The following is a 24,279-nucleotide window of genomic DNA, read 5'->3' as shown; positions in this document are numbered from 1 at the left end:
TAGCCGTCATGCAACACAAGCACATCGCCTTCAAGCGCCTGACCACCGCCGCCCTGCTGCTGGCGCTGGCGGGCTGCGGGGTCACCGACCGTATCGGCAAACGCATGGAGGACAGCTGGGCGGCCGACATGCTGGCTGACAGCGAGAAGGTCATCCTGACCTCCGACGGCGGCAACCAGCTCAACCCCGATACCGAGGGCAAGCCGCTGTCGGTGGTGATGCGCGTGTACCAGCTGACCGACCTTGAGCGCTTCGCCGCAACCGATGCCGAAACCCTGTGGGATACCCCGGAAAAGGCACTGGGCAATACCCTGGTGGAAGCCCGCGAGATCACCCTGCTACCGGGCATTGGCCAGATCGACCAGTGGCCTCTGGCCAATAGCGCTCGCTACGTCGGCGTGGCGGCGTTCTTCCGTGATGAACAAGGCGCACGCTGGAAAGTCGCCTTCGACGCAAACTCGCTGCGCAAGGACGGCATCTGGTTCTCATCCGACGGGCTGCGGGTACTGGTGGATAAAACCGAAATCAGTGCCATGCGGGGCGTGGATGTGCTGAACAAACCCCCGACTGCCGACCAGCTCGCGGCGGCGCAGAAGGCCAAGGATGCCGCCCCGACGCTCACCGACAAGGTGCAGGACGCGGTCATCCAAAAAGCCAGCGACGCCGCCAGCCAGTCGGCCAGCAACGCCATGGATTCAACCTTCAACTCTTTAGTGGATAGCGTCAAATGAGCAAGCAGAGCCGGGTGATGTGGTCGGAAGGCATGTTCCTGCTGCCCCAGCACTTCCAGTACCAGGACGAGTTCCACCAGCACCAGTTGGCTGAGGCGACCCTGCGCAGTACTCCTTTCCATTGGGGTGTACAGGCGCTGCAGGTGGACGAAGACGCCCTGGCCAACGGTTCGCTGCAGCTCAAGCGCCTGAAGCTGGTGTTCCCTGATGGCAGCCTGTACGACGCTCCGCAGCACGATCCGCTGCCGGCCGCGCGTGACCTCAAGGACCTGCTCAAGGCCAACGACCTGAAGGTTTATGCCGCGCTCAAGCTGCCCGAGCCATTCGGCCTCAATTACGTCGAGGATGGCCACGAGCACAAGGCCGCACGGCGCTTTCGCAAGCAGTTCGACACCCTGCCCGACCTTAATGAAGGTGAGCTGGAGAACGAGATCACCAGCCTGCGCCTGAACGTGGTCATGCTGGTCGACGGCGACAGCCTCGATGGCTACAGCTACTGCCCGCTGGCGAAGCTGACACGCAACAGCATGGGCGGCTTCAACCTCGACCCGCATTTCGTCCACCCTACCCTGCACCTGGGCAGCCACGAAACCATCGCCAGCCTCGGCAAACGCCTGCTCGGTGCCCTGCAGGCCAAGAGCAAGGCGCTGTCCGGCCGACGCCGCGAGCGCGCCGACCAGATCGCCGAGTTCGGCTCCAGCGACGTCACCTTGTTCTGGCTGTTGAACACGGTCAACCGTGCCCACCCGCAATTGGCGCATCTGCTGGCCCATCCGCGCCTGCACCCGGAGCGCCTGTACCTGTTCCTCGTCGACCTGGCCGGCGGGCTCCTGACCTTCACCCTGGACACCCAGCTCAGCGACATCCCCGAGTACGACCACCAGGACCCTGCGGCATCGCTGGTGAAACTGGACGAAATGATCCGCGTAATGCTCGACAACGTGGTGCCCAACCAGTGCATCGTCATCAACCTGACCCAGACCAAACCGTCCCATTGGCAAGGCCAGCTGCACGACCCACGCCTGGCCGAAGCCGACTTCTATATTGCCGTGCACGCCGACATGCCCGGTGCCAGCCTGCTGGAACTGGTGCCCCGAGCGTTCAAGGTCGGCTCGCCGGAAGACATCGAGGTGGTGGTCAACAGCGCCATGCCTGGCGTCACCCTCAATCATGCCGCGCGGTTACCGAACGCGATTCCGGTGCGCCTGGATAACCAGTATTTCGCCATCGAGCCGCACGGCACTGTGTATGAGCGAATGATCAATGCCCAGGCCATCTGCTTCTATGCGCCCAGCGCCTTTACCAACCTCAAGCTTGAACTGATGGCGGTGCTCAAATGACCGAAGCCGTACTGCAACAGGGCGCCGTCGCGGCCGCCAACGACAAACCGACGCTCAAGGACCTGGTCCAGGACTTCATCAGCATGGCGCTGATCGTACGTCGCGGCCGCCAGGTCACCTCGGTGCCGGCCTTCGAGGGCAGCGTAGAACGCTTCTTCGCCAACCTGGAGCGGGATGCCCGCGCGGCCAACTACAGCGTCGAGCAGGTCAAGGACACTCAGTACGCGCTGTGCGCGTTCCTTGATGAAAGCGTGCTGCGCTCAGGCGACAACGCGCTGCGTCGGCATTTTGAGCTGCAGCCGTTGCAGTTCCGCTATTTCGGTGTGCACCTGGCCGGGGAAGGTTTCTTCGAAAAAGTCCAAGCGCTGCGTGCTGACACCAAGCAAAACGTCGATGTGCTCGAGGTCTACCACCTGTGCCTGGCCCTGGGCTTCGAGGGCAAGTTCAGCCTTGGCCAGAAAGACCAGCTGCGTTACCTGGCCAATACCCTGGGCCAGGACATTGCCCGCTACCGCAAGGCGCCCAAAGCGCTGTCACCGGACTGGGCACTGCCCGACCAGGTGTCGCAGATGCTGCGCCATGAAGTGCCGCTGTGGGTGTATCTGGCGCTGATCGCGCTGGTCTGCGTCGCCGTGTACCTGACGCTTGACTGGTTGCTGGACAAGGACGTTGCCGCCCTGTCCGAACAAATCCGCCAGCTGTTCAGTGCCTGAGCACACATCAGGTAGCCGAGTCAGGAAGACATGAAAACATTACTGCGTCTGTTGAAGAGTTTCTGGGTGCTGCTGCCATTGCTGTGGCTGGCGAGCCTGTTGATTGGCTGGCTGGTCGCGCCGCTGGTGCCGTGGCTGCGTCATCACGTACCTGAAGCGCTGGCCATCATCAGTGCCTGCTTCCTGCTGGTGATCGTGCTGCGCCAGTACCAGCGCATCCGCGCCGAGCACAACCTGGAGAACCTGCTGCAAATCGAAGTCGACCGCTCGTGGAACGCCACGGGTGAGTTCCGAGACCAACAGGTATTGCGCGAGCGCCTGAAGCACGCCATCGCCATGCTGCGCACCGATCGCTCAGCCGGTGGCGGCGGCAAGGCGGCGCTGTCCGACCTGCCCTGGTACCTGGTGGTGGGCATGTCCGCTGCCGGCAAGACCTCGCTGCTGACCCATTCCGGTCTGTCGGCCAGCATCGCCACGGCCAACGACAGTGAAAGCGGTACCCAGCATTGTGACTGGTACTTCAGCCCCGACGCCGTAATGATCGACACCGCCGGGCGCTACTTGCGCGACGACCAGTCAGCCAGTGAGTTCTCGGCCTTCCTGCGCATGTTGCGCAAGCAACGCGGCAAGGCGGCGATCAATGGCTTGGTGCTGGTGGTCAGCCTGCCCGAGCTGCTGGCGGCCAACAGCGATGAGCGCAATGCCCTGGCGGCGCAGCTGGTGGCACGGGTAGAAGAATACGCCGAATGCCTCGACGCCAACCCGCCGGTCTACCTGATGCTGAGCAAGACCGACCAGTTACCGGGCTTCAGCCAGGCATTCGACGGCCTCGACCTGCATGAGCGCCAGCAACCGCTGGGCATGACCTTTGGCCTGTCGGAAATCCGCAACAGTGGCCTGCACGCCGTGCTGCAGACGCGCCTGAAGAACTTGCAGGGTCACGTTCGCCAGCACGTCGATGCGCAGATGATCGCCCTCGGCGCCGAGGCCGACAGTGCGCTGTTGAACTTCCCGCAGTACTTCGCCGCCCTCAGCGATGTACTCGAGCAATTCCTCGACCACTTCACGCGTGGCCATCGCGGCGGGACCCCGCTGCTGCTGCGTGGCCTGTACTTCACCAGTGCGCTGCAGACCGGGCAGCAGCTGGGACAAGTCTATGAAGACGTCATCGCCGACGAGTTCGCCTTGCAAGCGGCCTACGATGAGCCTGCCGAACGTGCTGGCAAGCCCGTGGGCAACCGCAGCTACTTCATCACCGACACCTTCCGCCAGGTGATATTCCCGGACCGCGACCTGACCTTGTACCAGTCACGCCTGGGCCGGCAGGCCACGTTCAGCCCGCTGTTACTGGGCCTGGCCGTTGCCACGGGTGTCCTGTTCATCGGCTGGCAGGCATTGTCGTTCATCAACAACCGGCAGTGGCTCGATGGCTTGCGCGGGCAACTGGCGCAGATCGAACATGCGCAGGATCGCGAGCAACTGCTGGCCGCAGGCAAGGGCCTGGAAGTGCTGCGCGAACAGATGGCGGTAGTCGAAGCCCATCGCCTGCAAGGCGTCCCCCTGCTGTTGGCTGCTGGCCTTTACCACGGTGAAGCAGTCCATCAGGTGAGCAGTGCCGCATACCTGGCGCAATTGCGCAGCCAGGCGCTTGAGCCGATCACCCGCAGCCTGCAAGTGCAGATGCGCGCGTTCAACACATTCGCCAACGGCATCAACCAGGAACTGGAGTTCACCCCAGCGCCGCTGCCTAAAAAACGCAACGGCAAGCCTCTCGCCCCTGCCTTGGCCGCCAAGGCCACAGCAGCCAACACCCGCCTGGGTGGCTACGCCGCCAAGGTCAACCTGGCCACCGCCAGCGATGCCGCCGAGCTGTCCGCCACCACCGGTGGCCTGTCGTTGTCCGAAGAAATGCTCGGCCGACTTGACGAACAGCAGGTGGCCTCGATCATCGACGCCTACAACACGCTCAAGCTGTACCTGCTGCTGACCGAGCCCCAGATACATCCAGATCCGGCCTTCGTCGCTGCCAGCCTGCCCCAGGCCTGGACAGGTGCAGCCGCTGAAGGGGCCCCGGCCGACGCCGGGGTAATCGAAGAAAACGCACCGCTTTACGTGCAGTTGCTGGAGCAAGGCCAGGCGCCGGCACTGCCGCGCAACGAGCAACTTATCAACGAGACCCGGCAGAACCTCAAGGCATTCATGATCTCCAGCTCGCTGGTCGATCGTGAATACCTGCGCCTGCAACTTGAGTCGAGCCGCCAGTTCCCGACGTTGAGCCTCAACGACCTGGTGCCGCAACCGGGCCGTGCGCTGCTGTACGGGTCCGCTGGCGTGCCAGCAATCTACACGCGCCAGGGCTGGGACACCTTCGTCAAGCCCGAACTGATCAAGCTGGTGTCGGGCAACCTGCGCAACGAGTCGGACTGGGTGCTGGACGGTGAAGGCGGCGACGCGCTCGTGCAAAAAGCCAACTTCGTGCGCGAGTTCATGACCCGCTACAAGCGCGACTACACCCAGGCCTGGTACAAGATGGTCAGCAGCGTCGGTGTGCGCCACTTCACCGACCTGGCCTCGGCCACCGAGCAACTGGGCCTGCTCAGTGACGTGCAGAACTCGCCTGTGAAAAACCTGCTGGCGGCGGTCAATGACAACACCCAGTGGGACCTGCCGACCAAGCACGCGATCCCGGCCCCTGGCGCCGCTCGCGATGACGGTTTCTGGAGCAAGGTCACAGGCTTGTTCGACACCGAGAACGCCCTGCCCACCAGCGTCGCCCCGGCCTTGCCGGCGGTGGACGACGGCAGCCTGGCCAAACGTTTCGAGCCGGTGGCGCGAGTGTTTGCGCAAAACAACGCCGAAGGCGCCGACAGCACCATCATGGACCGCTACCTGGCCGCCTTGCGCAAGCTCAAGGTACGCATGAACAACATCCAGCGTTCGCAGGATGTGGGCAAAAGCAGCAAGCAGCTGATCAGCGAAACCTTGGAAGGCCAGCCAAGCGAAGTCACCACCGTACGCAACTATGTGGAGAGCAGCGTCGACACCAGCCAGGACGGCTTGTCCCGCTCACTGCAGGGGCTGTTCAGCCTGCCCATCCAGTACGCCTGGGCGACCCTGCGTGACCCGGCCGGCCAGCAGATCGCCAAGGCCTGGGCGCAACAGATTGCCAAACCGTGGGAACAGGTCATGGCGCACCGTTACCCGATTGCCGGCGGCAGCAACAATGAAGCGTCGGTGAAAGACCTGCAACGCTTCGTCGACCCGGACAGCGGCCTGCTGCCCGCCTTCAAACGTAACGAAATCGGCAACCTGGCCGGCGGTGAGGGCCTGGGTGTGGGCGACAGCAAGGGGCCAGCGCTGGTCAACCCTGGCATGCTCAACAGCATCGACAAGGCCAGCTCGGTGGGCCAGGTGATCGCCAGCCTGTCTGACCGTGACAACGGCTTCGAGATCATGCTGGAGCCGTCGGCCAACTTCACCGACATCGTGTTCACCCTCGACGGCCAGGAGCAGCACTACCGCAACGGCCGTAGCAGCTGGAACCGCTTCGCCTGGCCGGGCACCAACAACGCACCTGGCGCACGCCTGGACGTAGTGACCCTGAGCGGTGCGCGGGTGACCGTGTTCGACTTCCCGGGGCGCTGGGGCTTGCTGCGTATGAACGAAAGCGCCCGCGTAGACGACCTGGATGGCATTCAGCAACGCTTCAGCTGGAACACCGCCAGTGGTCGCGTGAGCCTTGTGGTGCGCAACTTTGGCGGGGTCAAGCTGACCGACCTGGGTGACGTCAAGGCGCTGAGCGCCCTGAACGACAGGGGCGGCCAATGATCGGTTGTTTCGGCAAGCTACCGTCGAGCGCGGACTTCGTCAGCCTGCATGGCGCGGCGGAGGAAGTCTGCGAGTTCGACGCCTGGTTGCAGTCATCGCTGGCGGCCATGCGCCACTGCGATGACTGGCAGGCGTTGTTCGACGCGCTGCCGGTATGTTTCTTCAACTACCGCGCACGCAACGGCAACTGGCTGCTGGGTGGCCTGCTCAGCTCGCGCGATGCCAGTCAACGGCGCTACCCGTTTTTCATCTTCCAGTTGCTAAAGGGTGAAGCAGGCACTGCACAGGTCAACCCGTACACCCTTGGCGAGCTGTTCAGCGCACAGATCAAGCCATTGCTGCACCAGGCCGTGCAAGGCGCTGGCAGCGCCAGCCTGTTCGAGCGGATCAAGGCCTTGCGCCCGCTACAGGGCCAGGACCTTGACCTGTTCCGCCGCGTGCACACCAAGTTTCTCCACGATTACAGCCTGACTGATGTCGCCCGAGCCCTACACGGTTCCTGGCCAAATTTCGACAGCGCCACCGCCCTGGCCCAGCTGCAGATCAGCCGGGCCGCGCTGCATGGCGATTTTGCAGGCGGTATCGAGTTGCCGCTGCCGGCCGAACGTGGCCTTAAAAACCCTACGGCCGACCTTTGGCTGACCTGGCTCACCCGCATGAGCCGGCAACCCGACGTGCCGGCGGTAAGCCTGCTGGTCGACGATTTCATGCACCCGCGGCTGTACTGCTTCCCGTCGCGCCACGCCAACAGCGCCTACCGCCTGCTCAGTGAATGCGCCGACACACATCAGCACCTGAAGCTGCTCAACCCGCTACCAGGCGCACCACGGCAACACGATTACGACCGACCTCTTGAACACGTCATCGACCAGTTCGTCGATGCACTGGATGCGACGCCTGTATGAACAAGATCAAGTACTACTGCCTGCGCTACCAACCCTACCTGCTGGGTGTGGCATTCTTCCTGGCGATCTTCCTGGTCTGGGCCATCGGCCGTGCATTGGGCTTTGCCTCGCTGCACAGCTTGCTGGCGGGTATCGGTGCGTTTCTGCTGCTGTCGGCGGGCTATGTACTGTTGCTGTACCGCGGTGCTGGCCAGCACCACAACCTCGAAGGCCTGCTGCGCGACGACGCCGACCAGGCCGTACTCAGCGCCACCCCGGCCGACCGGGAAGAGGTCAGCCTGTTGCGCGAGCGCCTGCTGCAGAGCATCGAGCGCCTGCACAGCAACAAAGCGCGCGGCGCCTCGGCCAAGGACGCGCTGTATGCCCTGCCCTGGTACCTGGTGATCGGCCAGCCGGCCGCGGGCAAGAGCACGATGATTCTGCAGTCGGGCCTGAACTTCCCCTACGCCGAGCGCGAAGGCGCACGGGTCGCAGGCCTGGGCGGCACGCGCAACTGCGACTGGTTCTTCAGCTCCGAAGCGGTGCTGCTGGACACCGCCGGGCGCTACATGAACAGCCCCGAAGAAGCCGGCAAGTGGCGTGGCTTCTTGCAACTGCTGCGCCAGCACCGCCAGCGCCGCCCGCTCAACGGTTTGATCGTCAGCGTCAGCATCGCCGACATCCTGCATGGCTCGGCCGAGGACCAGGAGCGCGTGGCCAAACGCCTGCGCGAACGCATCCAGGAAAGCTGCGCACTGCTCGAAGTGCGCCTGCCCATCTATCTGGTCTTCACAAAGTGCGATCTGATCCCCGGTTTCACGCCGTTCTATCGCCAGCTGGACGACGCTGCGCGTGGTGAAGTGATGGGCAAAACCTTCTCGCACAAGGGTTACGAGCAGGCCGACTGGGGCCAGCGCTTTGGCAACGCGATGGACGAGCTGGCCAGTTACTGGCGACAGGTGGCTGGCCAACAATTGGTACACCAGGACATTCAGGTCACTCGGCAGAACAACGCGGCCTATCGCTTCCCGCTGGAGCTGGCCGCGCTCAAGCCGCGCCTGCAGCAATTCGTCGACAGCCTGTTGCGTGCCAACCCCTACCAGAATGCAGAGTTGCTGCGCGGGTTCTATTTCACCGCTGCGCTGCAAGCCGACGAGGCCCAGTGGGGCAGCCACGGCCAGCATGTGGCCGAACGCTTCGCACTCGAGCAGGTTGAAGGTTCTGGCACTGCCGGCAGCCAGCCAGCCCCCCTGTTCATCAACAGCCTGTTCCGCAAGGTCATCATTCCCGACCAGCACCTGGTGGCGCTGTACACCAGCAACCACCGCGAGCGCCGGCGCAAGGCCGGGTGGGTTGGCGCCGCCGGCCTGGCAGCGCTGGTGCTCTGCAGCCTGTGGGGCTGGTCGTACCTGAACAACCGCGCCACCCTGGCCAGCATTGCCGGCGAGCTGGCTCAGGCCAAGGCCGACGACCAGGCTGGCAGCGACCAGTACACCGCCTGGAGAAGCCTTGACCGCTTGCGCTTCTGGGCCGCGCACTACTATCAGCAACACCACGAGCAGGGCGTGCCGCTTGGCATGCGCCTGGGCTTGTACCAGGGCCATGCGGTCGAGCCGCTGCTGCGCAGCCGCTACTTCGCCACGCTGCAGAACGTGATGCTCAAGCCCACGGCCGATAACCTGACCCGTACCCTGTACCTGTTGACCACGCTCAAGGTCTACCAACGCAACACCCGCGAGCTGCAGCCGGTCAGCGGCGTCGACAGCGTCGAGGCCGAGGCGCTGCCGCATGACAACCGCGCCCAGTCGATCGCCGACTTCGGCAAAGCAACCCTGGACACCTACGTGATGCTCTCGCAGGCAATGCGCGAGAAGGCTGACCCTGCGTTCCTCAAGGCGCACCTACCGGACTACTGGTACCCAGCCATCGCCCGCCACACCGGCAAGCGCATGGCCGCAGCCGGTAGCGACGCCAGCGGCGACCAGGACTACCTGTACGCCAGCCGCCAGATCACCTTCTACAGCGACCAGATCCGTGAGCCGGACGTGCCACGCATCCTCGACAACGCCTTCCTGATGTCCAGCTCACGCAACTACATCGACAGCCTGCGGGCCCAGTCGCTGCGCTCGATCGAGACCATCACGCTGGAATCCGACACCCTGTTCGCCTTTGGCCGCGCCGACTTCCAGAGCCTGAAGAACGAAGGCCAGAACCAACTGAGCGCGATTGCCAGCAAGCTGTTGAACACCCCGAACATCGGCAAGGTGGTCATCTCTGGCCACGCCGACCAGCTCGGCGACAGCCAGGGCAACCTGCAGGTTTCGAAGCAACGGGCGCAAACCATCCGCACCTACCTGGTCGGCAAGGGCGTGCCCGCCGAGCTGGTGGTCGCGCAAGGCGAAGGCAGCCGCAAACCACTGGTCAACTGCGACATGCAACAACCGCGGGCGCAATTGATCAAGTGCCTGGAGCCCAACCGCCGGGTGGAAATCGAAGTGCGTGGGCTCAACTGAGCCACGCCGCAAGAACCGGTCGCCCGGGCCTCACAGGAGGAGGCCCGGGTGGCGGCAAGCTACCTCTGCCGGTATGCCCGGCGAGGTCAAAACCAAGGGGCGCATGAGCAACCCTTTACACGTTGTTAATGGAGAGTTTCACAATGGCATTTGACGCGTATATCCAAATCGACGGCATCCCAGGCGAAGTACTGGATGAAAAACACAAGGACTGGATCGAAGTGCTGGGCTACGAGTACGGCGCCACCCAGGCAACCTCGGCTACCGCCAGCTCCTCGGGTGGTGCGTCTTCCGAGCGTGTTGCCCTGAGCGACTTCAAGATCCGCAAGGCCGTCGACAAGGCTTCGGCCAAGCTGTTCGAGCACTGCTGCACCGGCAAGCACATCGCCAAGCTGAAGCTGAACGTGAACCGCGCCGGTGGCGACAAGGTCACCTACCTGACCATCGACATGGAAGAAGTCGTGGTGTCGTCGGTCAAGTTCATCGCCGGTGGCAACCAAGGCGGTGAAGACAAGGCGGTCAGCGACCTGCCTGTAGAAGAAATCAGCTTCAACTTTGCCCGTATCAAGACCACCTACACCCAGCAGAACCGCACCGACGGCCAGGCCGGCGGCAACATCGTCGGTGGCTGGGACCGTACCGCGAACAAAGTGTTCGCCTAAGCCATGGGCCGCTTCGGCGGCCTGTACTGCGCGGCGTGCCAGGTTTTCTGGCACGCTGTTCATCAGCCATGTCCAGAGTGTTATATGCCTGAAATCCTCAATGACCTCTCGCTGGCCACACTGGCCGCACCCATCGAAGGTGGCAGTGGCGAAGACTTGAGCTTCTCTGCCTTGTTCGACCAGATCAAGGAAGCCCGCCGGGCGGACCCTGACTACCTGACCCAGGGCGACTGGCAAACCGACTTGAAGACTGCCGACTGGGAGCAGGTAATCAACCTGTCGGCTCAAGGGTTGGCGCAGCACAGCAAAGACTTGATGCTGGTGGCCTGGCTCAGCGAGGGCCTGGCCCAGCGTGAGCACTTCGAAGGCATCACTTTTGGCCTAGAGCTGACCGAACGGCTTCTGGATACGTTCTGGGACACCCTGTTCCCAACGCTTGAAGACGGCCTGGACGAGCGCGCGGCGCGGCTGTCCTGGCTGAAGACCACGCTCACCGACATTGCCGGTGGCTTGCCCGTTACCCAAGGGCAGCATTTTGGCGTGTTGCGCTATGACGAGTCACGCCACGTCGAAAACCTCGCCCTGCAGAACCCCAAGGCAATGCAGACAGCACTGAACGAAGGCAAGATCAACGCCGAGATTTTCCAGCGCTCGGTAGCGCTGAGCGACACTGATCACCTGCGTGCCAAGGCGCTGCAGATCGGCACCAGCCTGAATGCGTGCAAACGCCTGCAGGCCAGCGCCGACCGCCTGTTCGGCCACGAGGCGCCCAGCTTCGCCAGCCTTGCCGACATGCTGTCGCGCGCCAGCCAGCTGGCGGAGAAACTGCTCAAGGATCGCGGCGTCGAGCTGCACCCCGCAGCGGTGGCGGTAGCAGAACCCGAGGCCATCTTTGTCTCTACTGACGCAGCAGGTGAACCGATGAACACGCCCGTCCAGGCCTCTGCGCCTGCCCCTATGCGCACGACACCACTGACCCGCGACGAGGCTTTCACCATGCTTGCGGGCATCGCCCAGTTTTTCAAGCAAAGCGAGCCGCAGAGCCCGGTACCTTACTTGATCGAACGTGCGATCAAGTGGGGCAACATGCCGTTGGAGGGCTGGCTGAGCGATGTGATCAAAGACAGCAACGTGGTGGACAACATTCGTGATGTGTTAGGCACTCGCGAACCAAGGTCCTGATACTCGTTCGGGCCGACCCGGCCTCTTCGCGCACCGACTTGCCAGGGCGCAGGCCAGTACTGCCTCGGCAAATGCTGCTAACGTGAGCGCTCCAAACTGCCAAGGACCGCTCAGATGCCGCCACGCTCACCCACTCCCACCGGTTTCGTCCGCGTCCGTGGCGCCCGCGAGCACAACCTGAAGAACATCGATGTCGATATCCCTCGCGACGCCTTGGTGGTGTTTACCGGCGTGTCCGGTTCGGGCAAGTCATCGCTGGCCTTCTCCACGCTTTATGCCGAGGCCCAGCGCCGCTATTTCGAATCGGTAGCGCCCTATGCCCGGCGCCTGATCGACCAGGTTGGCGTGCCCGACGTGGATGCCATCGACGGCCTGCCGCCGGCAGTGGCCCTGCAACAGCAACGTGGTACGCCAAGTGCCCGCTCTTCGGTGGGCAGCGTCACCACCCTGTCCAGCTCGATCCGCATGCTCTACTCGCGCGCGGGCCACTACCCGGCCGGGCAAGCGATGCTGTACGCCGAGGACTTTTCACCGAACACACCTCAGGGCGCCTGCCCGGAGTGCCACGGTATGGGCCGGGTTTACCAAGTGACTGAAGCGACCATGGTCCCCGACCCGTCGCTGACTATCCGCGAGCGGGCGGTGGCCGCGTGGCCGATAGCCTGGCAGGGGCAGAACCAGCGCGACATCCTGGTGACGCTGGGCTATGACGTGGACATTCCCTGGCGCGACCTGCCCCAGGCGCAACGCGACTGGATCCTGTTCACCGAAGAAACGCCTACCGCGCCCGTGTATGCCGGCTTGACCCCAGCGCAGACCCGCGACGCACTCAAGCGCAAACTGGAGCCCAGCTACCAAGGCACGTTCATGGGTGCACGGCGTTACGTGCTGCATACGTTCATGCACTCGCAAAGCGCGCAGATGCGCAAGCGCGTGGCTCAGTACATGCGCCCCAGCCCCTGCCCGCTGTGCCAGGGCAAGCGCCTGAAGCGCGACGCGCTGGGCGTGACCTTCGCCGGCCTGGACATCGCCGAGCTGTCGCACCTGCCGTTGCAGGCGCTGGCCGAAGTGTTGCGCAAGGTGGCGGCGGCAGACTACCTGACACTGCAGCAGGATGAGCTGACGCTGGAAAAGCGCCTGGCCGCCCAACGCATCGCCAACGAACTGCTGGAGCGTATCGACACATTGCTCGGCCTGGGCCTTGGTTACCTGGCACTTGAGCGCAGCACCCCGACGTTGTCCTCCGGCGAGCTGCAACGCCTGCGCCTGGCTACCCAGCTGAATTCACAGTTGTTCGGCGTGATCTACGTGCTCGACGAGCCATCGGCCGGTTTGCACCCAGCCGACAGCGAAGCGCTGTTCGAAGCCTTGCAACGCCTGAAGCATGCAGGCAATTCGGTGTATGTGGTGGAGCACGACCTGGACACCATGCGCCGCGCCGACTGGCTGGTGGATGTAGGGCCGGCTGCCGGCGAGCATGGCGGTACCATTCTTTACAGCGGGCCGCCTGCGGGCCTGGCCGAGGTCGAGCAGTCATGCACCCGTGCCTACCTGTTCAGCGCCCCGCCCCAGACCAAACGCGCCCCCCGTCAGCCCTGCGACTGGCTGAAGCTTGAAGGCATCACGCGCAACAACCTCGATAACCTCAGCGCTGCCTTCCCGCTGGGCTGCTTCACCGCCGTTACCGGTGTTTCCGGTTCTGGCAAGTCCAGCCTGGTCAGCCAGGCCCTGCTGGAACTGGTAGGGGCACACCTGGGTCATGCCGAGCAACGTGGCGAGCCCGAAGAACACAGCCTGGAAGACGAACCTGATCAGGCCAGTAGCGGCCAGGTGAGTGCGGGGCTTGGCAGCATCAAGCGCCTGGTGCAGGTCGACCAGAAGCCAATCGGCCGCACACCGCGCTCCAACCTGGCCACCTATACCGGCCTGTTCGACCATGTGCGCAAGCTGTTCGCCGCCACCGAGCAGGCCAAGGCGCAGGGTTTCGACGCTGGGCGTTTTTCTTTCAACGTTGCCAAGGGCCGCTGCGCCAACTGCGAGGGTGAAGGTTTCGTCAGCGTCGAGTTGCTGTTCATGCCCAGTGTCTACGCGCCCTGCCCAACCTGCCATGGCGCCCGCTACAACCCCGAAACCCTGGCGGTGAGTTGGCAAGGCATGAACATCGCGCAAGTGCTGCAGATGACCGTCGACCAAGCCCTGCAGGTATTTGCCGAACAGCCACCGGTGCGACGTTGCCTGCAAGTGCTGCAGGATATCGGCCTGGGCTACCTGCGCCTGGGCCAACCGGCCACCGAGCTGTCCGGTGGCGAGGCGCAGCGGATCAAGCTGGCTACCGAACTGCAACGCATCGCCCGCGGGGCAACGCTGTATGTGCTGGATGAGCCCACCAACGGTTTGCACCCGCAGGACATCGACCGGCTGCTGGTGCAGTTGAACCGCCTGGTCGAGGGCGGGCACAGCGTGGTAGTGGTCGAGCACGACATGCGTGTGGTGGCGCAAAGCGACTGGGTGATCGATATTGGGCCGGGAGCTGGCGATGCCGGGGGCAAGGTGGTGGTCAGCGGCATCCCGCAAGTCGTGGCTGGCTGTAGCGAAAGCCGTACAGCGGCGTTTCTGGCCAAAGCCTTGTAGTGCCTGCGCATTGCCAGGCTCCGTGGATGGCGCTTAGAATGCGATCAATTCTTAATTGCACCCTTCGCCCGGAGCCTCGCGCCCGTCATGCCGCCCGCCGACCCTACCCTGAACCTGCAAGTCCAGACGCTGTACACCGAGCACCATGGCTGGCTGCAGGGCTGGCTGGGGCGGAAACTGGGCAATGCCTGCGATGCCGCCGACCTGGCTCATGACACGTTCGTGCGCCTGCTCAGCCGGCAGGGCAACAGCTTTTTCGGCAATGAACCCCGGGCCTTGCTGACCCACATCGCAAAGGGCCTGGTGATCGACCGCTGGCGCCGCCAGGAAGTCGAGCGCGCCTACCTGGAAGCCATCGCACACTTGCCGCAACCCGAGGTGCCCTCGCCGGAAACGCGCTGGCTGATCCTCGAAACCCTGTACCGCATCGACGCCATGCTGCGCGACATGCCGGCCCGTGTACGTCAGGTGTTCCTGCTGTCGCAGCTGGACGGGCTGACCTACGCACAAATTGCAGAACAGCTGCAGGTTTCGCTGATCACCATCAAGCGCGACATGCGCACGGCTTTCCTTGCCTGCCTGAGCATCGACTGATGGTGCAGCGCATCGACCCACTGATCCTTGGCGAAGCCGCTGACTGGCTGGTGCAGCTGCAGTCGGGCAACGCCACCGAGGACGATCGCCGTGCGGTCCTGGCCTGGTGCCAACGCAGCGCCCAGCACGCCCAGGCGTGGCAGCGTGCCGAGGCCATCCTCGGTGATTTCCGCCGCCTGCCCACCCCGGTTACCGGTGAAACCCTGCGCCGCCTGAGCCGCAACGGGGCGGTAAGCCGTCGCCAGGCCCTGCAGCGCCTGGGGCTGTGGCTGCTGGCAGCACCCACGGCCTGGCTGGCCTGGCGTGAAACGCCTTGGCAGCAATGGACCGCCGATGCGCGCACCGCGGTCGGCGAGCAACGCGCATTGACACTTGCCGACGGTAGCCAGGTGCTGCTGAACACCGACACAGCCATCGATATCACCTTCGACGCCCAACAGCGCCGCATCGACCTGCTGGCGGGCGAGATTCTGCTCACCAGCGCCAAGGACCCTGCCACCCTGGCGCGGCCGCTGCTAGTGCGCACCCTGCATGGTCAGGCGACTGCGCTGGGCACACGCTTCAGCGTGCGTATCGATGGCGCGCTGACCCGGGTGGCCGTACTTGAAGGCGAAGTGGCTACACGCCCGCTGCATGCCGCAAGCCTGTTGCTCAAGGCTGGCGAGCGCAGCGCTTTCGATGCCGACCGAGTACTGCCCGCCTCAGCGCTGGAAACCGGTGACCTGGCCTGGGAGCACGGCATGCTGCTGGCGCGCGACATGCGCCTGGCCGACCTGTTGCTGGAGTTAGGTCGCTATCGCCCAGGCGTGCTGCGCTGCCACCCGGCAGTGCGCGAGCTGAAGGTATCGGGCGCCTTTCCACTGGCAGACACCGACGCCAGCTTGCGGCTGCTGGGTGACACCCTACCCGTATCAATCCAGGGTTTGACCCGTTACTGGGTGACGGTGGAGCCCCTAAGCTGACACGCCCCTACAGGGACCGCGAAAAAGTCAGTGATACCTTTACCTGCGTCGTCCGGTGATGAGTGCAGAACCTTCATTTTCTGCACCCACAGGATGCTTGCATGACGCCCCGCCAGCCGTACCGCTTGCCCTTCAAGGCACTGAGCCTTGCTATCGCCATGGCCGCCCTGGCCCCCACGGCGATGGCCGCCGACACCACCCCGCGCACCTATCACCTGGCCGCTGGCCCACTGGCCGACGTGCTGGCGCGCTTCGCCGCCAGCGCCGGAGTACCATTGTCGTTCGACCCGGCCCTGCTCAACGGCCTACAAAGCCAGGGCCTGCAGGGTAACTACAGCGTCCCGGAAGGTTTCACCCGCCTGCTGGCCGGCAGTGGCTACAGCCTGATCACCACCGACAGCGGCGGTTATACCTTGGCGCCGACGGTCGACCTGGGCAATGCCCTGGAACTGGGTGCGACCACCATCAACAGCGACCTGGCCGCCAGCAGCGACACCTGGCAAGGTGGCCAGGTAGCCCGCAGCGCGCGCCTGGGCGTGCTCGGCGACCAGGCCATCAGCGACGTGCCGTTCAGCGTTACCAGCTACACCGCCAAGACCATCGCCGACCAGCAGGCTCGCACCCTGGGTGACGTGTTGCTCAATGACGCGTCGGTGCGCCAGTCGGCGGGCTTCGGCAACTTCTCGCAAGTGTTCACCATTCGCGGTTTGCCGCTGAACACCGACGACATCAGCTACAACGGCCTTTACGGCGTACTGCCGCGGCAGATCGTGACCACCGAAGCGCTCGAGCGAGTCGAGGTGTTCAAAGGGTCCAGTGCCTTCCTCAATGGGGTCGCACCGCAAGGCAGCGGCATTGGGGGTGCAATCAACCTGGTGCCCAAGCGCGCCGAAGATACCCCCACACGGCACGTTACCCTCGACTATGCCACTGGCGACAACATTGGCGGCCATCTCGACCTGGGCACGCGGTTTGGTGAGGACAATCGTTTCGGCGCCCGCATCAACCTGGCCCAGCATGACGGCGGCACTGGCGTGGACGACGAAGCCCAGCATTCCACCCTGGTTGCCGTGGCCCTTGATTACCGTGGCGAGCGGCTGCGCTTGTCCACCGATCTGGGCTACCAAAAGGAACGTATCAACCAAGGCCGCGCGGTGATCTACCCCACCGGCAGCAAGGTGCCCCACGCGCCTTCAGCGCGTGACAACTATTCGCAAGCCTGGAGCTGGTCGCAGCTGGAAGACACCTACGGCATGCTCAACGCCGAGTACGACCTGAACGACAACTGGATGCTGTATGCCGGCGCCGGCGCCAAGCACACGCGCGAGAACGGCGAATACTCCTCGCTGTACGTCAGCGACGCGAACGGCACCGCGCGCGGCGGTTTTCTGTATTCGCCCCACGACGAGGACAACAAAAGCGCCGTTGCCGGGCTCAATGGCCGCTTTGCCACCGGCCCGGTCAGCCACCGGGTCAATTTCGGCCTGTCAGGCATGTGGGGTGAACAGCGTTCGGCCTACGAGGCACTGGCTGCCAGCAAGCGTTATGACAGCAACCTGTACAACCCGGTGAAAGTGCCGCGCCCCACCGACACCTACTTTGGCAGCGACCTGCACGACCCGCGCATCGTCGGCAAAAACCGCAACAAGAGCGTCGCATTGTCCGACACCCTGGGTTTTCTTGATGACCGCGTCCTGTTGACCGTGGGTGTGCGCCGGCAATCGATCAGCGTCGACAGCTGGGCGACCGCCACGGGGGTGCGCAACACGCCGTACGACGAGTCGATCACCACACCGGTGTATGGCTTGGTGATCAAGCCTTGGGAGCATGTGTCGTTCTATGCCAACCGCATCGAGGGCTTGGCCCAGGGCCCGACGGCACCGTCGAGTGTCAGCAATGCCAACGAGGTGTTCCCGCCCAAGCGCAGCAAGCAGGTCGAGGCTGGGGTGAAACTGGACTGGAACAGTTTTGGCGCCACCTTGGGCGTGTACCGCATCGAACAGCCCAACAGCGTCACCTACCGCGCTCCGGGCGCTGCGCTGGACACATTCAGCATGGACGGCGAGCAGGTCAACAAAGGCGTGGAACTGAACCTGTTTGGTGAGCCCGTCGACGGCTTGCGCCTGCTGACAGGCGCGGTATTCATGCACACCGAGCAGAAGCACACGGCCTATGGCAGCAACGACGGCAACCGCGCCGCTGGCGTGCCACGCTTCCAGTACAACCTGGGTGCCGACTGGGACGTGCCTGGCATTCAAGGCGCCGCGCTCAGTGCCCGCTTGCTGCGCACGGGTGGCCAGTATGTGAATGCGGCCAACAGCCTGAGCATTCCGGCCTGGACCCGAGTGGACCTGGGCGCACGCTACCGTTTCAAGGTCGATGACAAGCACGTGACATTGCGCGCCAACGTGGAGAACGTGGCGAACAAGGCGTACTGGGCTTCGGCGTCGACTTCCAACAACTACTTGACCCAAGGTACGCCGAGAGTGCTGCGATTGTCGGCCAGTGTAGACTTCTGAGCCATTCGCGGCACAGGGCTGTTCCTACAGCGACGGCATCGCCTGCAAATGCGAGGCAGTGCGTGTAGGAGCAGCCTTGTGCTGCGAAAGGGCCGGAAGATGTCGTGGCCACTGCCCTACATCCACCAGGCCAACACCACCGGCAACCAGGCAAACGACAGCACTGTCGAGCACATCACCAGGTTTGCCACCTGCTCCGGCTCACGGTTGGCCCGTACCGCCATCAGGTAGTTGAACACGGCTACCGGCATCGCCGACTGCACCACCAGCACTGCACGCTCCAGGCTCTCCATACCCAGCGCTGCGCCCACCGCCCAGCCCACCCCGGCCCCCAGGCCAATGCGCAAACCACCCAGCAGCATGCCACTGCCAACATGGCGCAGGCGAATGCTGGCCAGCGATACCCCGAGGGTCAGCAGCATCAGCGGAATGGTCATGCCACCCAGCAAGTCCGCGGTATTGGCCAGCCAGCGCGGCAGCTCGAAGTCCAGAAATATGATCGGCATGGCACCGGCCAGGCTGATCACGATGGGGTTGCGCAGCAAAGCCTTGAGCGAAGCGGCAGTGCCGGAAATGGCCATACCAATGGTGAACTGCACGATCGAGAGGGTGAGAAAGAACGCCACGGCCAGGGCCAGGCCATGTTCACCAAAGGCGTACAGGCTGATCGGCAGCCCCATGTTGCCGGTGTTGGGGAACATGAACGCCGGCAGCAGTACCCGCCAGTGCATCCCCGAAACGCGGCACACCAGCAAAGCGGCCATGGCCATGCCCAGGGTGCACAGCAGACAGGCCATGGCCATGCTGGTGAAGGCGGCGGGGTCCAGCTCGGTGCGGCTGAGGGTGGACAGTACCAATGACGGTGTGCCAACGGTCATCACCACCCGAGCGATGAACTCGGTGGGGTAGTCCAGGCCCTTGCGGGCCCAGATATAGCCGATGCCGGCGACGATGAATACCGGGGCCAGGACTGCAAACAACGACGCGAACATGGGGGCCTTCCTTGGTGTGGGTTCAGCATTATGCAGCAGTCTGCAAGATTGCCCAGATAACCTCACCCCTGTCGGAGCAGCCCTCAAGATTGTCTGTAAAAGACACTTTCATGTCGCCCACAGACTGCGGCGTCTCGTCGCATACCGTTGCCCCTTGGGCAAAAGCTTCCAAGCCCGTAGAATCCCGCTTCCTTTTCGCCCGTCGCCTTGAACGGTGGCAACCAGCAGCAAAGACAGAGTCAGCGCCTGAACACATGAACGCACATGTGAAATAGGCTCAACCCTCCCCGCCCGGCCCCTTCCCAAAAGGCCCAGCGGTTGAGTCTTGCCCAGGTCGCATCCGTGTCGCCACTCGCCCCTTGTTGGGCCGAGCCGGTGTGCGCGTCCGAGAAGGCGCTCATTCCGCTCATCCAACTAGAGGTACGTATGTCTCCGCGTTTGCTGGCCATGGCGCTGGCGCCCCTGCTCGGGCTGTTCATCATCGCCCTGGGCAACGGCTTCATGTCTTCCCTGACCACCCTGCGCCTGGGCGCTGCCGGTGAGTCCGCCACCACCATTGGTATCGTCTCGTCGACTTACTTCATCGGCCTGACCCTTGGTGCCATCTTCAACGACCGGCTGATCCTGCGCATCGGCCACATCCGCGCCTATACCAGCTTCGCCTCGCTGATCGCCGTGACCATCCTGCTGCAGGGGCTGTTCTATGACGTCACCTGGTGGTCTGTGCTGCGCCTGATCAATGGCTGGGCGGCCGTCGGCGTGTTCCTGGTGATCGAAAGCTGGCTGCTGCTGGCCGGTGACGCGAAAATCCGTGGTCGCTTGCTGGCGCTGTACATGATCGCGTTCTATGGTGCCGGGGTAATCGCCCAGGCCGGCCTTGGCGAAATTACCCAGTTGGGCGAAACCGCACCCTTCATGCTGGCTGGCGTGCTGGCCGCCCTGTCGGTGCTGCCAATCGTGATCCTGCCGCGGGTGTCGCCGCTGTTGGACCAGGTCGAACCCCTCAAGCCCCGCCAATTGCTGGGTGTGGCGCCGTCGGGCCTGGTCGGTTGCTTCGGCTCGGGCGTGGCCATTGCCGGTATTTATGCGCTGCTGCCGCTGTACCTGCAACGCATCGGCCTGGAGGTAGGGGAAGTTGGCAACATGATGGCCTGGGTGATCCTGGGTGCCATGCTGCTGCAATACCCGGTCGGGCGCTGGTCCGACCGCAAGGACCGCCAAGATGTGCTGATTGCCCTGGCTGCGCTGTGCGTGGTGCTGTCGCTGATCACGGTGTTCCTGCCGTCGGACTCGTTCCTGCTGCCAGCCATGCTGTTCCTGCTCGGTGGCGGCGTGTTCACCCTGTACCCGGTGGCGGTCAGCCACGCGGCCGACCGCGCGCCTTCCGATGCGCTGGTACCGATGATTCAGGGCCTGCTGCTGATCAACTCGCTGGGTTCGGCCATGGCGCCGGTGGCCATTTCGCCGATGATGAGCGAATTTGGCGAGGCCGGGCTGTTCTGGGCCTTTGCCGTGGTCAACCTGGCCATGGTGTGCTTCTTCATGTGGCGCCGTGGCAAGCGCCCGGCCGCGGAGCACCCAGCCCCGTTCACCGCTTCGACGACCTTCTCGCCAACCGGCGCCGAGCTGAGGGTGACCGAAGACCTGATGCATGCGGCCCAGGAGCATCCGCCGCTGGAGCCAGTGGAGCCCGTGCAGGCTGCCCGTAGCGAAACGCACTGACCCCAGGGGCCGCACAGCGGCCCCTCCCCTGCGACCACTCGTCGCCCAGAAGGCACCCCTCCTCACACCCCCAGCCAAACGAATGACAGATCATCCGCAAAGGAGACGTCCCATGATCCGCATTCGCCCGCTCTCCCTGTGTCTGGCGCTGGCCCTGACCAGCCTCGCCGGCACTACGTTCGCCGCCACCGATACCCATACCGACAGCCGCCCGCAAACCGACCAGTCTGGCGGCAAGACCGCCGGTGATGACAGCAGCGTCAACAGCCCCGGCAGTGGCAAAAGCAACGACAGCAGCGACACCGGCAGCAATACCGATGCCGCCGACGGCGCCAGCGGCGGTTCCAACAGCACTGGCGAAGCCACGGGCTCCGGCGCCGGGTACAGCGGTGGCACCGCCGAGGACCAGGACAGCCACTGACGCGGGCCTGGGCTACACTGCGCTCCAACGCCCTGCCAAGGAGTTGCCATGAACCTCAAACCCTGGCTGCTCGCCGCCCTGATGCCTTGCGCGGCCTTGGCTAACAGCAGCAACCAAGGCGCGCTGTCGATCAGCTCCTCGTCGTTCACCGATGGTGGCGTGATTGCGTTGCAGCAGGTTGGCCTGGACCCGGCCTGCGGTGCCGGCGAGGAGCGCACCCCGCAACTGAGCTGGGACAACCTGCCCGAAGGCACCCAATCGCTGGCCCTGATCATGTTCGACCCAGACGGCGGCAAGGGTGTCGGCGTAGTGCACTGGGTTGCCTACAACATCGACCCCGAACAGGATGGGCTCAAGGAAGGTATGGCCGGGCTGAGCGGGCAGTACCTGACCGTGGGCCGAAACTCGAGGGGCACCCGCAGCTACCGTGGCCCCTGCCCACCCGCCGGCGACAACCCGCACCACTATGCATTGACCCTGATCGCCACCGACCTGCCGTTAGGTACATTGCCCGAAGACCTGGACCGCAACGGCCTGCTGGAGCTGCTGCAAGGCCACGCACTGGGGGCGCAGAGCCTGGTCGGGCGCTACGGCCATTGAACCATTCAGTACAAAAATAAATGATCAGCTCCATAGCATTTATCCATTGAATGGCCCGCACCAACTGAAGTAAGCTCGGGGTCATTCACTGGAGAGCAACATGCCGAAACACACCCGCAACCACGCCAACCACACCGGTCGCAGCCTGCGCCCTGTGCTGGCCGTTGCCGGCTGCGTGGCACCTGCCAGCTATTACTTTGGGTATTGGTTTAGCCACTAGGCGCCGATACCCACACGGCGCCCACCTTCGAGGGGCCGCCGAACATGAGAATACTCAAACCCCCGGTCGGCTCCCCGACCGGGGGTTTTGCTTTTCAGGCCTTTGAACAACACCGATTCACATTGAGGACAGATTCATGAACTACGCCACTTACTACTACGCAAACACCTATGCCTGGCGATTTAGCCAATCCCGTTCGGGCCAGCCTGCCGCCTCCGATCGGTCCTCTACAGGTGGCAATGCAGCAGCCAATACGAATTCAACGATCTGTCGAACACCTCGATAGGGCCGACCACGCGGGCTTGAACCCGCCGTCCGCCCAGGGAAAAACGCCATGCAAGCTTCCAACCTCGCCCTGCCCCTGACCCAGCCGCAAGCGGCCAACACCACCGTCAGCAAACGCCTGCCCAGCCCGCACCTGCTCAAGCAGCAGATGCCACTGCCCAGCGAACTGGCCCAGCAAGTCCAGGCCCATCGCCAGGCTATCCGCAACATCCTCGAAGGCCGCGATCAGCGCCTGCTGGTCATCGTCGGCCCCTGCTCGATTCACGACCCTCGCTCAGCCCTGGAATACGCCGACCGCCTGGCCGCCCTCAGCCGCGAAGTCGATGACAAGCTGCTGCTGGTGATGCGCGCCTACGTCGAAAAACCGCGTACCACAGTGGGTTGGAAAGGCCTGGCCTACGACCCGCACCTGGATGGCAGCGACGACATGCACTCGGGGCTTGCCTTGTCCCGTGGGCTGATGCTGAGCATGATCGAGCGCGGCCTGCCCATCGCCACCGAGCTGTTGCAACCGATGGCCGCCGGCTACTTCGATGACCTGCTGGCCTGGGCCGCGATTGGCGCACGCACCACCGAATCGCAAATCCACCGCGAAATGGTCAGTGGCCTGGAGCTGCCGGTGGGCTTCAAGAACGGCACCGACGGCGGTATTGCCATCGCCAGCGACGCCATGCGCAGCGCTGCCCACTCGCACCACCACTTCGGCATGGATGCGCAGGGCCACCCGGCAATCATCGATACCCTGGGCAATCCGGACACACACCTGGTGCTGCGTGGCGGCCACAAAGGCCCGAACTACGATGCCGACAGTATCGCCATGGCCCGCCAGGCATTGGCCAAAGCCGGCCTGCAGGCACGGATCATGGTCGATTGCAGCCACGCCAACAGCGGCAAGGACCCGGCGCGCCAGCCGGCCGTCTTCAATGATGTTTTGGCGCAGCGTCTGGCCGGCGACCGTTCGCTGGTCGGCGTGATGATCGAGGGGCACCTGTTCGAGGGTTGCCAGGCGCTGGGCAAGGGCGCACTGAAATACGGCGTGTCGATTACCGATGGCTGCCTGGGCTGGGCCTCGACCGAATCCCTGTTGCGCGAGGCGGCACAAAAACTCTAGGCCGATGGTTGCAAGCCTGGCGAGACATACCCCAAGCAAGTGCGCTAGGCTTGCCTTTTTACCCCAAGGAGCAGTACCCATGGCCCGTGCAACCGCCCGCCACATCCTGGTCAGCAGCGAAGAGAAATGCAACGAACTGAAAGCCCAGATCGAAGCAGGCGCCGACTTCGCTGAAATCGCCAAAGCCAACTCTACCTGCCCGTCCAGCCGCCAGGGCGGCGACCTGGGCTCGTTCGGCCCAGGCCAGATGGTCAAGGAATTCGACACCGTGGTGTTCAGTGCCCCGGTCAACACCGTGCAAGGCCCGGTGAAGACCCAGTTCGGCTACCACCTGCTGGAAGTGACCAGCCGCCAGGACTAAGTAGCCAG

18 protein-coding genes are annotated in these 24,279 nt (G+C 63.9%); 17 read left to right on the top strand and 1 reads right to left on the bottom strand.

What is annotated here, in order from left to right; all coding sequences use genetic code 11:
* Positions 1 to 8 precede the first annotated feature (8 nt).
* From tssJ to APH35_RS08765, 12 genes are all read left to right on the top strand, one after another.
* A complete protein-coding gene (gene tssJ / locus APH35_RS08820) occupies positions 9 to 731 on the top strand; it encodes a type VI secretion system lipoprotein TssJ (RefSeq protein ID WP_012272403.1) in 723 nt (240 codons plus the stop codon).
* The gene (gene tssK, locus APH35_RS08815) at positions 728 to 2,071 is read left to right on the top strand and encodes a type VI secretion system baseplate subunit TssK (protein WP_060514564.1); all 1,344 of its coding nucleotides are present in this window, start codon (positions 728 to 730) and stop codon (positions 2,069 to 2,071) included. The genes tssJ and tssK overlap by 4 nt, the downstream gene beginning before the upstream one ends.
* Positions 2,068 to 2,784 carry a type IVB secretion system protein IcmH/DotU gene (gene icmH, locus APH35_RS08810; protein ID WP_012272405.1) on the top strand — a complete coding sequence of 239 codons (717 nt, stop codon included), beginning with the start codon at positions 2,068 to 2,070 and terminating at the stop codon, positions 2,782 to 2,784. The genes tssK and icmH overlap by 4 nt, the downstream gene beginning before the upstream one ends.
* Before the next feature lie 30 nt (positions 2,785 to 2,814).
* The gene (locus tag APH35_RS08805) at positions 2,815 to 6,612 is read left to right on the top strand and encodes a type VI secretion protein IcmF/TssM N-terminal domain-containing protein (RefSeq protein WP_060514563.1); all 3,798 of its coding nucleotides are present in this window, start codon (positions 2,815 to 2,817) and stop codon (positions 6,610 to 6,612) included.
* Positions 6,609 to 7,517 carry a type VI secretion system-associated protein TagF gene (gene tagF, locus APH35_RS08800; RefSeq protein ID WP_060514562.1) on the top strand — a complete coding sequence of 303 codons (909 nt, stop codon included), beginning with the start codon at positions 6,609 to 6,611 and terminating at the stop codon, positions 7,515 to 7,517. Before APH35_RS08805 ends, tagF begins: the two co-directional genes overlap by 4 nt.
* Complete coding sequence (gene tssM / locus APH35_RS08795) at positions 7,514 to 10,009, top strand: type VI secretion system membrane subunit TssM (protein WP_060493110.1); 2,496 nt, start codon at positions 7,514 to 7,516, stop codon at positions 10,007 to 10,009. The genes tagF and tssM overlap by 4 nt, the downstream gene beginning before the upstream one ends.
* A gap of 143 nt (positions 10,010 to 10,152) precedes the next feature.
* The gene (locus tag APH35_RS08790; RefSeq protein ID WP_012272409.1) at positions 10,153 to 10,671 is read left to right on the top strand and encodes an Hcp family type VI secretion system effector; all 519 of its coding nucleotides are present in this window, start codon (positions 10,153 to 10,155) and stop codon (positions 10,669 to 10,671) included.
* 84 nt (positions 10,672 to 10,755) lie between these two features.
* The gene (tssA, locus tag APH35_RS08785; protein ID WP_060514561.1) at positions 10,756 to 11,853 is read left to right on the top strand and encodes a type VI secretion system protein TssA; all 1,098 of its coding nucleotides are present in this window, start codon (positions 10,756 to 10,758) and stop codon (positions 11,851 to 11,853) included.
* Between the two features lie 114 nt (positions 11,854 to 11,967).
* Positions 11,968 to 14,484 (top strand): excinuclease ABC subunit UvrA, encoded by a 2,517-nt coding sequence (locus APH35_RS08780; RefSeq protein WP_060514560.1) that lies wholly within the window; start codon positions 11,968 to 11,970, stop codon positions 14,482 to 14,484.
* An 87-nt stretch (positions 14,485 to 14,571) separates the two neighbouring features.
* Entirely contained in the window at positions 14,572 to 15,078 is a 507-nt protein-coding gene (locus APH35_RS08775) for a sigma-70 family RNA polymerase sigma factor (protein ID WP_012272412.1), read from the top strand.
* On the top strand, positions 15,078 to 16,040 hold the full coding sequence (locus APH35_RS08770; RefSeq protein WP_060493107.1) for a FecR domain-containing protein: 963 nt from the start codon (positions 15,078 to 15,080) through the stop codon (positions 16,038 to 16,040). Before APH35_RS08775 ends, APH35_RS08770 begins: the two co-directional genes overlap by 1 nt.
* A gap of 101 nt (positions 16,041 to 16,141) precedes the next feature.
* The gene (locus APH35_RS08765; protein WP_012272414.1) at positions 16,142 to 18,559 is read left to right on the top strand and encodes a TonB-dependent receptor; all 2,418 of its coding nucleotides are present in this window, start codon (positions 16,142 to 16,144) and stop codon (positions 18,557 to 18,559) included.
* Positions 18,560 to 18,675: 116 nt separating this feature from the next.
* Here APH35_RS08765 and APH35_RS08760 read toward each other — a convergent pair whose 3' ends face one another.
* Positions 18,676 to 19,551 carry an AEC family transporter gene (locus APH35_RS08760; protein WP_060493105.1) on the bottom strand — a complete coding sequence of 292 codons (876 nt, stop codon included), beginning with the start codon at positions 19,549 to 19,551 and terminating at the stop codon, positions 18,676 to 18,678.
* A 426-nt stretch (positions 19,552 to 19,977) separates the two neighbouring features.
* On the opposite strand from APH35_RS08760, the gene APH35_RS08755 reads away from it, so the two are divergent.
* The 5 genes from APH35_RS08755 (at position 19,978) to APH35_RS08735 (ending at position 24,271) form a co-directional block, all read left to right on the top strand.
* Positions 19,978 to 21,273, top strand: a complete 1,296-nt coding sequence (locus APH35_RS08755) for an MFS transporter (protein WP_012272416.1) — start codon at positions 19,978 to 19,980, stop codon at positions 21,271 to 21,273.
* Positions 21,274 to 21,385: 112 nt separating this feature from the next.
* Positions 21,386 to 21,694 (top strand): hypothetical protein, encoded by a 309-nt coding sequence (locus APH35_RS08750; RefSeq protein ID WP_012272417.1) that lies wholly within the window; start codon positions 21,386 to 21,388, stop codon positions 21,692 to 21,694.
* 48 nt (positions 21,695 to 21,742) lie between these two features.
* Entirely contained in the window at positions 21,743 to 22,294 is a 552-nt protein-coding gene (locus tag APH35_RS08745; RefSeq protein ID WP_012272418.1) for a YbhB/YbcL family Raf kinase inhibitor-like protein, read from the top strand.
* 554 nt (positions 22,295 to 22,848) lie between these two features.
* On the top strand, positions 22,849 to 23,910 hold the full coding sequence (locus APH35_RS08740; protein ID WP_060514559.1) for a 3-deoxy-7-phosphoheptulonate synthase: 1,062 nt from the start codon (positions 22,849 to 22,851) through the stop codon (positions 23,908 to 23,910).
* 79 nt (positions 23,911 to 23,989) lie between these two features.
* Positions 23,990 to 24,271, top strand: coding sequence for a peptidylprolyl isomerase (locus tag APH35_RS08735; protein WP_003258780.1), 282 nt, complete (start codon positions 23,990 to 23,992; stop codon positions 24,269 to 24,271).
* Positions 24,272 to 24,279: the final 8 nt, after the last annotated feature.

The sequence above is a fragment of the Pseudomonas sp. NBRC 111132 genome, from assembly GCF_001320565.1.
Lineage (GTDB): Bacteria > Pseudomonadota > Gammaproteobacteria > Pseudomonadales > Pseudomonadaceae > Aquipseudomonas > Aquipseudomonas putida_P.
This window is presented reverse-complemented; position numbering and strand designations above follow the sequence as displayed.

What these genes read in the sequence shown, in the direction of transcription:
- tssJ (WP_012272403.1), top strand. Translation starts at nt 9, where the DNA reads ATGCAACACAAGCACATCGCCTTCAAGCGCCTGACCACCGCCGCCCTG.
- tssK (WP_060514564.1), top strand. Translation starts at nt 728, where the DNA reads ATGAGCAAGCAGAGCCGGGTGATGTGGTCGGAAGGCATGTTCCTGCTG.
- icmH (WP_012272405.1), top strand. Translation starts at nt 2,068, where the DNA reads ATGACCGAAGCCGTACTGCAACAGGGCGCCGTCGCGGCCGCCAACGAC.
- APH35_RS08805 (WP_060514563.1), top strand. Translation starts at nt 2,815, where the DNA reads ATGAAAACATTACTGCGTCTGTTGAAGAGTTTCTGGGTGCTGCTGCCA.
- tagF (WP_060514562.1), top strand. Translation starts at nt 6,609, where the DNA reads ATGATCGGTTGTTTCGGCAAGCTACCGTCGAGCGCGGACTTCGTCAGC.
- tssM (WP_060493110.1), top strand. Translation starts at nt 7,514, where the DNA reads ATGAACAAGATCAAGTACTACTGCCTGCGCTACCAACCCTACCTGCTG.
- APH35_RS08790 (WP_012272409.1), top strand. Translation starts at nt 10,153, where the DNA reads ATGGCATTTGACGCGTATATCCAAATCGACGGCATCCCAGGCGAAGTA.
- tssA (WP_060514561.1), top strand. Translation starts at nt 10,756, where the DNA reads ATGCCTGAAATCCTCAATGACCTCTCGCTGGCCACACTGGCCGCACCC.
- APH35_RS08780 (WP_060514560.1), top strand. Translation starts at nt 11,968, where the DNA reads ATGCCGCCACGCTCACCCACTCCCACCGGTTTCGTCCGCGTCCGTGGC.
- APH35_RS08775 (WP_012272412.1), top strand. Translation starts at nt 14,572, where the DNA reads ATGCCGCCCGCCGACCCTACCCTGAACCTGCAAGTCCAGACGCTGTAC.
- APH35_RS08770 (WP_060493107.1), top strand. Translation starts at nt 15,078, where the DNA reads ATGGTGCAGCGCATCGACCCACTGATCCTTGGCGAAGCCGCTGACTGG.
- APH35_RS08765 (WP_012272414.1), top strand. Translation starts at nt 16,142, where the DNA reads ATGACGCCCCGCCAGCCGTACCGCTTGCCCTTCAAGGCACTGAGCCTT.
- APH35_RS08760 (WP_060493105.1), bottom strand. Translation starts at nt 19,551, where the DNA reads ATGTTCGCGTCGTTGTTTGCAGTCCTGGCCCCGGTATTCATCGTCGCC.
- APH35_RS08755 (WP_012272416.1), top strand. Translation starts at nt 19,978, where the DNA reads ATGTCTCCGCGTTTGCTGGCCATGGCGCTGGCGCCCCTGCTCGGGCTG.
- APH35_RS08750 (WP_012272417.1), top strand. Translation starts at nt 21,386, where the DNA reads ATGATCCGCATTCGCCCGCTCTCCCTGTGTCTGGCGCTGGCCCTGACC.
- APH35_RS08745 (WP_012272418.1), top strand. Translation starts at nt 21,743, where the DNA reads ATGAACCTCAAACCCTGGCTGCTCGCCGCCCTGATGCCTTGCGCGGCC.
- APH35_RS08740 (WP_060514559.1), top strand. Translation starts at nt 22,849, where the DNA reads ATGCAAGCTTCCAACCTCGCCCTGCCCCTGACCCAGCCGCAAGCGGCC.
- APH35_RS08735 (WP_003258780.1), top strand. Translation starts at nt 23,990, where the DNA reads ATGGCCCGTGCAACCGCCCGCCACATCCTGGTCAGCAGCGAAGAGAAA.